Here is a 3,566-nt window from a genome sequence, read left to right as displayed (position 1 = left end):
CCGGCAGGACGCCGGGTTAGCCGCGCTGGGCCATGGATGGCCCATCGCGGCGGCCCACGCTCCAAAGCCGGAGTGAGGGCACACCGAGCCGGAGGCGAGGTGCCGAGTGTTGGGGCAAGAGCCCTTTGGTTACTTTGGGGCTTTTCCAAAGTGACCCGCCGTAAGGGCGGAACCCATTCCAGCCGTTACCCAAACAACGGATATACACACCACCAACGCCCCCCCAAAAAAACCTATCCCGACAAAAACACTAGGACTTTGTACCTACGTAATATTTTGGCGTAAACTGCCGGCAAGCCTGTGAGGAGTTTCCATGACTGCCATAACCATTACCGACGCCGCCCACGATTACCTGGCTGACCTGCTGTCCAAGCAGAACACCCCAGGTATCGGCATCCGCGTATTCATCACCCAACCCGGCACCCAATACGCCGAGACTTGCATCGCCTACTGCAAGCCCGGGGAAGAAAAGCCTGAAGACACCGCCCTGGGGCTGAAAAGCTTCACCGCCTACATCGATGCCTTCAGCGAAGCCTTCCTCGACGACGCCGTGGTCGACTACGCCACCGACCGTATGGGTGGCCAGCTGACCATCAAGGCGCCAAACGCCAAGGTGCCGAACGTCAACGCCGACAGCCCGGTCAACGAGCGCATCAATTACTACCTGCAAACCGAGATCAACCCTGGGCTGGCCAGCCACGGCGGCCAGGTCAGCTTGATCGACGTCGTGGATGACGGTATCGCCGTCTTGAAGTTCGGCGGCGGCTGCCAAGGCTGTGGCCAGGCGGACGTCACCCTGCGCGAAGGCATCGAGCGCACCCTGCTGGAGCGCATTCCAGAGCTCAAGGGTGTGCGTGACGTGACCGACCATACGCAGAAAGAAAACGCCTACTACTGAGTAAGGCGTTCACTGCGAACAAAAAAACGGCGCCCCGTGAGCGCCGTTTTTTATACTTAAAATTCAATGCGTTGCGATATCTTTCTAACAATAAAGATTAACTGTGGGAGCGGGCTTGCTCGCGAAAGCGGTGTATCCGTCGCTAATTCAGTGGCTGGCACACCGCTTTCGCAAGTAAATCCTTTCCAGAAATTGTATTTATACATTTATATCAGATAGTTACGATTAAATGTGCATGTAGATTGTTATGGTCGGTACAGGTGCGCATGCCCCGCCCGATACAACGATGACTCACTGAAAGTATCACTGGCCAGCACCCGACCCACCACAATCAGTGCCGTACGCCGAAAGCCCTTGGCTGCGACTTTCTCGGCAATGTCATTGAGGGTGCCCACCACCCAATCCTGATCCGGCCACGTCGCCCGATGCACCACGGCAATCGGGCAATCGGCGCCATAGTGCGGCAGCAGCTCGGCGACGATCTTTTCCAAGTGGTTAACCCCGAGGTGAATCGCCATGGTCGTGCCATGACGCGCGAGGCTGTCGAAGTCTTCACCCGCGGGCATGCTGGTTTTATCGGCGTAGCGGGTCAGGATCACGCTCTGGGCGATGTCCGGCAGGGTCAGCTCTGTTTCCAGCAACGCTGCGCACGCGGCCACTGCGGTCACACCGGGGATAATCTGAAACGGGATGTTCAGCTCGCGCAAATAGCGGATCTGCTCGCCAATGGCGCCATACAGGCTGGGATCACCGGAGTGCACGCGCGCCACATCCTGGCCGTTGGCGTGGGCGGTCTTGATCAGCTCGATGATCTGTTCCAGGTGCAGCTCGGCGCTATTGACCACCTGCTGCGCTTGATGACCCTCCAATACCGCCGCAGGCACCAGCGAGCCGGCGTAGATGATCACCGGGCAACTGCGGATCAGCCGCTGGCCTTTGACGGTAATCAATTCCGGGTCGCCTGGGCCGGCGCCGATGAAGTAGACGGTCATGGGGGATTCCTGGTTAAAAACGGGTGCGCATGAACGTTGTTCATGTTCAGAGAGGGTAATTATCGGGATTTTACCCGGCGCAGGCCAATGCAAAGGTGGCCTGCGCGGTTTTTTTGCGCGTGATCAGCAGGCGGGCGGGGGTATTGGCGAGGCGTTCAGCCAGGGCCAGGGCGGCGCTTTCGGCGATGCCATAGCAGCCGGTATGCGTGAACGCGACGGCTGATTTGTGGCTCAATTGGCCTTCATACGCTGCCAGTTGGCTGGCGCTGAAACACTGCAAGGGCAGGTTCAGGTGCTGGGCCAGCGCGAGCAGCCCCGGTTCATCCTGCTTGAGATCGATGCTCGCCAGCGCGGTCACGCGCTGGCGGTCGATGCCCGCGTGGGCAAGCGCGCCGTCAAACAGCGCCAGCAGGGTGTGAACGTCACAACCCCGCTGACAGCCCAGGCCGACCACCAGGGTCATGCCGAGTAGTGGTCGTCGCGGTTGCGGCGGAACAGCCAGGCGCTGATCAAGCCCAGGGCCAGCCAGAACGCTACGTTGGTCAGCTGCGAAGCGATCTTGAACTGCGCTTCCAGGGCTTGCGGCGCGAGCATCGAATGCACGTCCGGTTGCGGCGCGCCGATCACATGGGGCACGGCCAGGATCGCCACGCCCAGCGCTTTCAGCAGCCAGTTGCGACCAAACACCAGCAGCGCGATACCGGCGGCGGTAGACGCGGCGGTGCCGATCCACCAGATCTGGCGCTGCGCCAGGTCGGCGGCGGCCGTGCCTGGCAACTCTGGCGGCAGGCCCAGGGTGGGCGCCAGCACGAAGGTTGCGTAACCAGCCAGGCCCCACAGCAGGCCTTGGGCGGTGCGCGTTGGTGTGCGCAGGGTGTAAAGGCCGGCCAGCATCAGCGCGAAGCCAACCGCGACCACCAGGTTGCCGCCGGTGGTGGACAGCACGCGCTGCCAGCCATCTTCCGGTTCCCAGGCTTCGGCGTCATGGCTGTGAGCGGCGGCGCCATCAGCGTGTTCGTGCATCACCTCGGTGGTTGCCGGGGCTTTTTCAAAGGTTTCGGCTTGCAGAATCAGCGGGGCGACCCAGAAGCTTTGCAGCAGGGTCAGCAGCAGGGCGGCCAGCAGGCCGGTGAAACCTGCGGTTTGGGCAATACGCTTGATCATGTCGGCAGGTCTCAGTGGCACGGGAACGCGGCGCTGTGGCGGGTATCGTGAGCAGCGTTGTGCACCGCTTCGATATGCGAGAAACCGGCGAAATACACCAGGCACGCGCCGAGGATCGACGCACCGATGGCGGCGGTCAGGCGTTGGCTGAGGGTGGCGGTGCTGGTGGCGGTGTGCGAGGTGCTGCTGATGATCGACATGGCGCGTCCCTTTCAGGTGTCAGGGTGAAACGAGCGCATGAAAACCCCGCGAGCCAGGCACGCAGGGTTTTGAACAGCGCCCGCCCACCGCGGGTTTGTTATCTGATTTTTTCGGGCCGGTCTCCGGGCTTGCGAGGGGCGTTCAGCCTAAAAGCGTCGCCTTCCCATGCTGTACAGGCACAGTGGATCTGACACTTCACTCGCTTACCGTTGCGGGGGCAGCACCGGACTGGCATGCGAACATGAGTCACCGGTTTCCCGTTTCACCCTGTGAGGGGCACCCGAAACAAGATGTGTAGGAGAGCATGGGGG

Annotated in this window: 5 protein-coding genes and 1 riboswitch; of the genes, 1 reads left to right on the top strand and 4 read right to left on the bottom strand. The window is 61.3% G+C overall.

The annotated features are described in order from the left end of the window. Positions 1-313 precede the first annotated feature (313 nt). The gene (gene nfuA, locus GIW02_RS26890) at positions 314-898 is read left to right on the top strand and encodes a Fe-S biogenesis protein NfuA (RefSeq protein WP_003190728.1); all 585 of its coding nucleotides are present in this window, start codon (positions 314-316) and stop codon (positions 896-898) included. A gap of 245 nt (positions 899-1,143) precedes the next feature. On the opposite strand, the gene cobM is transcribed toward nfuA, so the two are convergent. The 4 genes from cobM to GIW02_RS26870 all read right to left on the bottom strand — a co-directional run bounded on the left by cobM (position 1,144) and on the right by GIW02_RS26870 (position 3,254). After that, positions 1,144-1,890 (bottom strand): precorrin-4 C(11)-methyltransferase, encoded by a 747-nt coding sequence (gene cobM / locus GIW02_RS26885; RefSeq protein ID WP_236419805.1) that lies wholly within the window; start codon positions 1,888-1,890, stop codon positions 1,144-1,146. A 70-nt stretch (positions 1,891-1,960) separates the two neighbouring features. After that, positions 1,961-2,353 (bottom strand): cobalamin biosynthesis protein, encoded by a 393-nt coding sequence (locus GIW02_RS26880; protein ID WP_236419803.1) that lies wholly within the window; start codon positions 2,351-2,353, stop codon positions 1,961-1,963. Next, positions 2,350-3,054 (bottom strand): CbtA family protein, encoded by a 705-nt coding sequence (locus GIW02_RS26875; protein ID WP_236419802.1) that lies wholly within the window; start codon positions 3,052-3,054, stop codon positions 2,350-2,352. The genes GIW02_RS26880 and GIW02_RS26875 overlap by 4 nt, the downstream gene beginning before the upstream one ends. Before the next feature lie 11 nt (positions 3,055-3,065). After that, positions 3,066-3,254: a CbtB domain-containing protein gene (locus tag GIW02_RS26870; protein WP_003190735.1), complete on the bottom strand. Its 189-nt coding sequence runs from the start codon at positions 3,252-3,254 to the stop codon at positions 3,066-3,068. Between the two features lie 97 nt (positions 3,255-3,351). Continuing rightward, positions 3,352-3,554: riboswitch (cobalamin riboswitch) on the bottom strand. Positions 3,555-3,566: the final 12 nt, after the last annotated feature.

The organism is Pseudomonas syringae (assembly GCF_021606685.1).
In the GTDB taxonomy this organism is placed as follows: Bacteria; Pseudomonadota; Gammaproteobacteria; order Pseudomonadales; family Pseudomonadaceae; genus Aquipseudomonas; species Aquipseudomonas syringae_R.
The sequence above is the reverse complement of the archived record's forward strand: the minus strand, read 5'-3'. Positions and strand labels throughout refer to the sequence as shown.

Coding starts and splice junctions, on each gene's coding strand:
- GIW02_RS26870 (WP_003190735.1), bottom strand. CDS start 3,254: ATGTCGATCATCAGCAGCACCTCGCACACCGCCACCAGCACCGCCACC.
- cobM (WP_236419805.1), bottom strand. CDS start 1,890: ATGACCGTCTACTTCATCGGCGCCGGCCCAGGCGACCCGGAATTGATT.
- GIW02_RS26880 (WP_236419803.1), bottom strand. CDS start 2,353: ATGACCCTGGTGGTCGGCCTGGGCTGTCAGCGGGGTTGTGACGTTCAC.
- GIW02_RS26875 (WP_236419802.1), bottom strand. CDS start 3,054: ATGATCAAGCGTATTGCCCAAACCGCAGGTTTCACCGGCCTGCTGGCC.
- nfuA (WP_003190728.1), top strand. CDS start 314: ATGACTGCCATAACCATTACCGACGCCGCCCACGATTACCTGGCTGAC.